The sequence below is a fragment of the Protofrankia sp. CiP1_Cm_nod1 genome (assembly GCF_920888515.1).
Lineage (GTDB): Bacteria > Actinomycetota > Actinomycetes > Frankiales > Frankiaceae > Protofrankia.
In genome coordinates this window covers 1-7,295 of sequence record NZ_CAKKTM010000103.1, presented here as the reverse complement: position 1 = coordinate 7,295, position 7,295 = coordinate 1, and the positions used below count along the sequence as shown (strand labels likewise).

Below are 7,295 nucleotides of genomic sequence, written 5' to 3'. Positions count from 1 at the left end.
CCAGCACGCGGGCGTCCGGCCCGGACAGCCGCGCCGCCGCGAGCGTGGAAGCCGCCATCCCGCCCGCGCGGACCGCGGCGCCGGCCGCCACCTGGCCGGCCTCGGCGACCATGAACGCGCCGGTGAACGGGCCGGCCGCGACCGCCCCGCCGAGGGACAGCGCCGTGACGTGCCGCCAGCCGGGCGGGTGACGGCGGAGCATCCCCCGCACTCCTGTCACTGAGAGTGCGCAAGCCGCCAGCATGCCGGCGACGGCGACGGCGAGCTGCGCGGCGGCGGGCTCCCCGGTGCGCCCGGCAACCCCCAGGCAGCTCTCGACGGCCGCGCCGGCCAGGCCGACGACGACCACGCCCCATGCCGCGAGCACCGGCCCGCGGGTCTCTGCCCGCACGGCCCCGACCGCGCCGGCGAGCGCGGCCGGCACCAGTACGGCCGCGAGGCCGACAACATGCCCGCCGGCCGGCCCGGCGGGCGACATGGCCGGCCCCAGCCAGCCCGACAGCGCGTCGGCCATGGCGCCGGTGGCCTCCCGCCCGCCCGCGCCCACCCCGGGCAGGGTGTCCGGGACGTCGACGGCCACGCCGGTGAGCCACCGCCACCCGGGTAGCAGGTCACGCCACGGCCACCACGGCAGGCTGGCGGCGACGGTCACGGCGAGTACCTGCGCCAGTCGGTGCGGCAGGCGCGGCCGGCGCAGCAGCACGACCGCGCCGGTAAGCCCGGCGATGGCGGACAGCAGCAGCGCCGGCGCGCAGGCGACCACGGCGAGCAGCCGGATCGCGAGCCGGCGGGCCGCAGGCCAGGTGGCGCGGCCGGTGCCCGGCTGCGCCACCAACGCGGCCGCGGCGGTGAGCACGCCGGGGAGCAGCACGAGCGCGAACAGCACGTCGACCCGGGCCGCGGCAACCGCCCAGATCATCGGCGGGGACAGCGCGTAGCCGGCCGCGGCTACGACCCGGACCGGCGTGCGTGGCGTGCGCGGCCCGCCGGTACCGGAAGCCCCACGGCCGGAGACCACTTCAGCGGCACCACCGCGGAAGACAGCGGTGGTGGGGACAGCGGTGGTGGGGACAGCGGTACCGGCAACGGCGCCGCCGGAGGCGGTACGGGCAGAAGCGCTACGGGCGGGGACGGTGCCGACAGGAACGGTACGGGCAGGAACACCGGCGGCACGACCCAGGTGGCCGCAGGCGGCGTAGGCGGCAAGAGCGGCCAGCGCCGGTCCGCCCAGCAGGACGACATCGGCCGCCAGCCACGGCCTGCCACCCAGCACGGTCGCGAGAACGGCCAGCGGCAGCAGCCACAGCCCGGCGTCCGTCGGCCCGGACACCGCGGGACCGGCGGACGCCGCTCCGGCGGCACCACCAGGCCACCCGGACAGGACGACCGACCACAGATCCCGGGCACCGTCGGGTAACGGCAGCGACACGTCCGTGCCGGGCAGCCGGCAGGCGGCCGTCCCCGGCCCCCATCCCGGCCCGAGCATGAAACGGGCCGCTATCAGGCTCACGACGGCCAGCGCCCCGGCGAGCGCCAGAGCCGGCCGCCCCGCCCAGGCCGGCGGGCCGTCACGGCCACGACGGCGGGCAGAAGAACGCGGGACGAGCGAAAGTGCGCGCAGGAACGTCCGGACCGCGCCCAGCGGCCCGCCCCGGGACGCGAGCAGCGGGCGTAACGTCCGACCGGGTACCCGCGCGGACGCCGCCCGGCTCCGGCGCGCCCGCCACAGCCAGCCGGGATGGCCCATCACCGCAACGGCCGCGGCGACCTCGTCCAGGCCCTGGCGAAGCCGGCCGCCGGCGGCCAGCGCGGCGCCACGCCCCAGCGCCGACGGCACGAGCCCAAGCCATGCCGGTACCAGCGGGCCGGCCGAGATGTTGGCCATCCGGACCCGCAGCTCCTCCCGCCGCAGGTCGCGGTAGCCATCCCGCCCGCTGGGGCCATCCCACTCGCTGGGGCCGCCCCGCCCGCTGGGGCCATCCCGCCCGCTGGGGGCGTCCCGCTCGCCGGGGCTGTCCTGTTCGCGGTGGTTGGCGGCACGTTCGCGGAGCCGCCGCCCGCGGACCGGGGCGCGGTGGCCGCCGGGACGGGCGACGTGGATCACCGCGGGCGGGACGACGACCACCCGCATCCCCGCGCGCCAGGACCGCCAGCAGAAGTCGAGGCCGGCGACGGCGCGTAGCCGCGGGTCGAACCCGCCGAGCCGCCGCCACGCCGGCCCGCGCACGAGCGCGCCCACGGCCGCGACCGCCAGAACGTCCCGGACGGCGTCGTGCTGGCCGGCGTCGATCTCGCCGGGGGCGATGCCGGTCACCCGGCGCCCGGCGCCGTCCACGGTGGCTCCGGCTTCGACGATCAGTGTCGGGTCGGCCCAGTCGAGCACCTTCGGGCCGAGCACGGCGGCGCTGGGATCCAGCGCCGCGTAGGTCAGCAGCCGCTCCAACGTGTCCGGAGCCGGTGCCGAGTCGTGGCACAACAGCCAGAGGAAGTCCGGTGTGCCGGTGGCCTGGCCTGCCTGGCCTGCCTGGCCTGCCTGGCCTGCCTGGTCCGTCCGGCTCGGCAGTGCCGCGGCCACGGCCGCCCCGTAGCCGGTGCCCGGCGGCATGGTGCGGACCGACACATGCGGGCCGTCCGGGATCCGCGCCCGGCGGGCCGTGGGCCCGCCGCCGACGTCCACCACGACGACCTGGTCGGGCCGGCGGGTCTGCTGGCCGAGCGCACGCAGCGTCTGTGCCAGGCCCGTCCCCGCCGCGACGCCCGGCGAGACATGATCGGAAAGTTCTCGGCCGGCCCCGCCCCGGTCGCGGCCGGCGGCCACCACGATCGCGACGACTTCGGCCGTGCCGTGCTCGCCTGCGGCCTGCCCGCCGGCGGGCCCGCTGGTGGCACGGCCCGGGTTGCCGGTGCCGGTGCCGGTGACCGGACGCCCGGCGTGCGGCGGGGACGGGCCGGTGGCTGTCACGCGACCGATGCCGGGCTACCGGCTTCCCCGCGGGGCCCGGACATCCCGGATCGATACGCGGACCATGGATCCGGTGGGCGGGCCGAAAACATGATCGTCCCAGCTTCGGCGGCCCGGCCTGGTCCGACGGATGTCAGGCACCGCCCGCACGATCGAAGATCCATCAGATGCGGACGAGGATCCATCGGAGGTGGTCTAGACCGCCTGCCGGCGTAGCCGGCGCCGCTCCCGCTCGGACATCCCACCCCAGATACCGAACCGTTCGTCCTTTTCGAGCGCGTATTCCAGGCACTCGCTGCGGACCTCGCATCCCGAGCAGATGCGCTTGGCCTCGCGGGTCGACCCGCCCTTCTCCGGGAAGAACGCCTCCGGATCGGTCTGGGCGCACAGCGCGCGCTCCTGCCACTCCGGTGAGTCCGCAAAGATGTCGTCAAGACCGAGAGTGACGACATTGGTCAGGCTCGCGCCGCGTGACTCACCGGCCACGGCACCGCCGGCCCGCGCGTCACCGGTGGTTGCGTCACCGGTCACCGCATCACCGGTCACCGCGTCACCGGCCCGCGACCGGCCGGCAGATGACCTTACCGATATCGATTCAGTGAATTCATCTTCTTCTTTGCCGTCATTACCATCATCATGAAAGTCAATATCAAAATCGACATCGAACTCGGCGGTGGTCAGCTCCCGGCCCTCGCGGCGGCCGGGATCCGGCCGCCCGGCCCACTCGGTGGCCGTGGGCTGCGCGGGCAGCCCGGCACGTGACCGGTGTGTTTCGGCGAGGACGATGTGGACGCCCGCGTCGGTGCGTTCCATGTGGACTCCTCCAGACCCGTCGCGGTGCGGTCGGCCACCCCCCGGGCGCCGGCGCGCAGGTGACTGGTGTCCACACCGGCTGGGCAGGCGCTTTACCGCACCTTCCCCACCGGCGGGGGAAATGACACGCCGGTAATTACACGCGCCGAAGACCGCCGCGTCAACCCCACCAGCGCAACATCCTCTACAACCAGCGATCAAACAATAGCTCACGGTAGCAGGACGCTGTTACAGAGGGTCCCCGTCCAGCGCACTGAGCGATATGCGAGAAGTCCCCGAGAGCCCTGACCGGGTCATCTTACCCTCCGAAATCAGATAAAGCCGACATCGACTGTCCTTCTTGTGACATCTCCTCCTATCTGCCGGACTTCCACTTTCGCGGATATCCGTCCGGACAGTAGCAACGAACATCGACAAACGGACATCGACAGTTGTCGGAGCCGCACCGGCCGCTGACACAGCCGCGATCAACCTGATGACCGGGCACCGTCGGGACGTCGACGGGACGCCGTCGGGACGCCATCGGGACGCCGTCGGACATCCGTCCACCGCCCATCCTGACGGGCGAGCAGGAGCGGCTGACAGGCGGGACCGGCTGACGGGCGGGCAGAACCTGCCCGTCACGCGACGGCACCTCCACCGGTCGTGATCCAGTGCAAGTGATCCAGTGAGAGCCCGGCGGAAGTATTGTCCAGCGGAACCACCGGCCGAGGTGCCACCGGACGAAAGTCAGGACTTCAGGCCCGGTCAGGAGACGATCGGCAGGGCCCTGCGCACGGCCCCGGCGCCGCCGGGAGGAAGATCCACGGCCGCGCCGGCCCCTCTGGCGGGGATGCGCGCGTCGGGGCGGCCATCACTCCGCGTGCCTGCGCCGACGTCCTGACGGGCCGCGGCCAGCCGCTCCGCCGGGACCGGCCCGTAGGTCGTCGTCCGCTGCCGCGCCGGCCGTCCGGCGGCGCGGGCCAGCGCCTCCAGCTCCGCGACGGAACGGGCCGACCCGTGCTGGGAGCCGGCCATCCGGCTGATGGTCTCCTCCATGAGGGTGCCGCCGACGTCGTTGACCCCGCCGCGCAGGACCTGCTCGCAGCCGTCCGGCCCGAGCTTCACCCAGGAGCACTGGATGTTGTCGATCGCGCCGTGCAGGAGCAGCCTGGCCATCGCGTGTACCGCCCGGTTCTCCTGCACGGTGGGGCCGGGCCGGGCCACCCCGGCCAGGTAGATCGGCGAGCTGTGGTGGACGAACGGCAGTGCCACGAACTCGGTGAACCCGCCGGTGGACTCCTGGATGCGGCGCAGCAGCCGCAGGTGGGCCACCCAGTGCGCCGGGGTGTCCACATGCCCGTACATCATCGTGGCGGACGACCGCAGGCCCACCTGGTGCGCGGTCGTGATGATCTCCACCCAGGCCGAGGCCGGCAGCTTGCCCTTGGTGAGCACCCAGCGCACGTCGTCGTCGAGGATCTCGGCGGCCGTCCCCGGGACCGAGTCGACACCGGCCTCGCGGGCCGCGGTCAGCCAGTCCCGGATGGACAGGCCGGTCCGGGTGACGCCGTTGACGACCTCCATCGGGGAGTAGGCGTGCAGGTGTATGCCGGGGACCCGGTTCTTGATCTCGCGGGCCAGGTCGAAATAGGCGGTCCCGGGCAGGTCCGGGTGGATGCCGCCCTGCATGCATATCTCGGTGGCGCCGGCCGCCCACGCCGCCTCGGCCCGGGTGCCGACCTCCTGCTGGGAGAGCGTGTAGGCGTCGGCGTCACCCCGCCGCTGCGCGAACGCGCAGAACCGGCAGCCGGTGTAGCAGACGTTCGTGAAGTTGATGTTCCGGTTGACGACGTAGGTGACGTCGTCACCGACAGCATCGCGCCGCAGGTCGTCCGCGAGCCGGCAGAGCGCTTCGAGCGCGGGGCCGGCCGCGCCGAACAGGACGAGGGCGTCGGCGTCGCTGATGCCCGCCGGATCGTCGGCGGCGTGCCGCAGCGCGGCTCTCATCTCGCCGTCGAGGCGCGGCGGCGCGGCGGCGGTAGCCGCGGCCAGCAAGTCACCACCGGACGCGGCACCGCCTGGCGCGGCAGTGCCTCCCGGCACGGCCTCGGCCGGATCGCCCGGCACGGCGTCGCCCGGCACGGCGCGGGCGCCTGTGCCGATCACTCCGTCCGCGCCGGTGCCCGCGGCGCTGACCTGGGCGCGCAGGACGTCCCAGTCGCCGTAGACCGAGGCGAAGTCCGCCCGCCGGTCGCCGCGGCGGCCGGCGACGTCGATGGCCGCCTGCAGGTCGACCCGGCCGCTGTCGGCGAGCCCGCCGTCCGGCTCCTGCCAGGGGCGGCCCACGGCGGCCGCCCCCGCGCGCAGCAGGCCGTCCGGTCCGCTCAGCGCGGCCACGTGCGGGCGCAGCCTGGGGTCCAGCCATGGCTCGTCCAGGTAGGGCGGGTAGGCGGTCAGCCGGGGCCGCAGTGTGAAGCCGGCCGCCGCGGTGACCGCGGTCAGGGCCGCCAGCGCCGGCCAGGGGCGTTCCGGGTTGACGTGGTCCGGAGTCACCGGTGACACCCCGCCCCAGTCGTCGATGCCGGCGGCCAGCAGCAGCGCGCACTCGTCCGGGTCGACCAGGTTCGGCGGCGCCTGCAGCCGCGGGGACGGGCCGAGCACCAGCCGGGCGACGGCGGCCGCCGCGGCGAGCTCCTCGGCGCCGACGTCGGGCGCGTCCCGCATCGCCGTGTCGTCCTTGGCCCGGAAGTTCTGGACGATCACCTCCTGGATGCCGCCGTAGCGGCGGGCCACCGCCCTGATCGCGAACAGCGTCTCGGCGCGCTCCAGGTAGGTCTCGCCGATACCGAGCAGCAGGCCGGTGGTGAACGGCACCGACAGCCGGCCGGCGTCCTCCAGCACCCGCAGCCGGCGGGCCGGCTCCTTGTCGGGCGAGCCGTAGTGCGGGCCGCCCGGGGTGGACCACAGCCGGGTAGCGGTCGTCTCCAGCATCATGCCCATGGACGGCGCGACCGGCTTGAGCCGGGCCAGCTCCTGCCAGGACAGCACCCCGGGGTTCAGGTGCGGCAGCAGCCCGGTCTCCTCCAGGACGGCGATGGCCGCCGCCCGCAGGTAGCCGAGGGTGGAGTCGTAGCCGTGGCTGTCCAGCCACTGGCGCGCCGCCGGCCAGCGCTCCTCCGGACGATCACCCAGGGTGAACAGCGCCTCCGCGCAGCCCGCCGCCGCGCCTTCGCGGGCGATCCCGATGACCTCGTCCAGGCTCAGGTAGGGCGCGGGCAGCCGGTGCGGGACGGTCGCGAACGTGCAGTAGTGGCACCTGTCCCGGCACAGCCGGGACAGGGGGATGAACACCTTCGGCGAATAGGTGATGACGCCCGGGCGCCCGGCCGAGCGCAGGCCGGCGTCGCGGACCCGCGCCGCCGACGCGGACAGGTCGACGAGATCGTCCCCGCGGGCGGTCATCAGCACAGCCGCCTCCACCGCGTCGAGCGGCACGCCGTCGCGGGCCCGGCGCAGCGCGCGCCGCAGCGCCGAGCCC

Annotated in this window: 3 protein-coding genes; all 3 read right to left on the bottom strand. The window is 74.9% G+C overall.

Annotated features, from left to right (window positions below; translation table 11 throughout):
• The coding region (locus NBX02_RS05210; protein WP_250290232.1) for a glycosyltransferase at positions 1-2,962 on the bottom strand (2,962 nt) is incomplete at its 3' end.
• 195 nt (positions 2,963-3,157) lie between these two features.
• Positions 3,158-3,421: a WhiB family transcriptional regulator gene (locus NBX02_RS05205; protein ID WP_250286478.1), complete on the bottom strand. Its 264-nt coding sequence runs from the start codon at positions 3,419-3,421 to the stop codon at positions 3,158-3,160.
• Between the two features lie 1,101 nt (positions 3,422-4,522).
• Positions 4,523-7,295: bifunctional FO biosynthesis protein CofGH (locus NBX02_RS05200; protein WP_250290230.1), on the bottom strand; the 2,773-nt coding region annotated here is incomplete at its 5' end.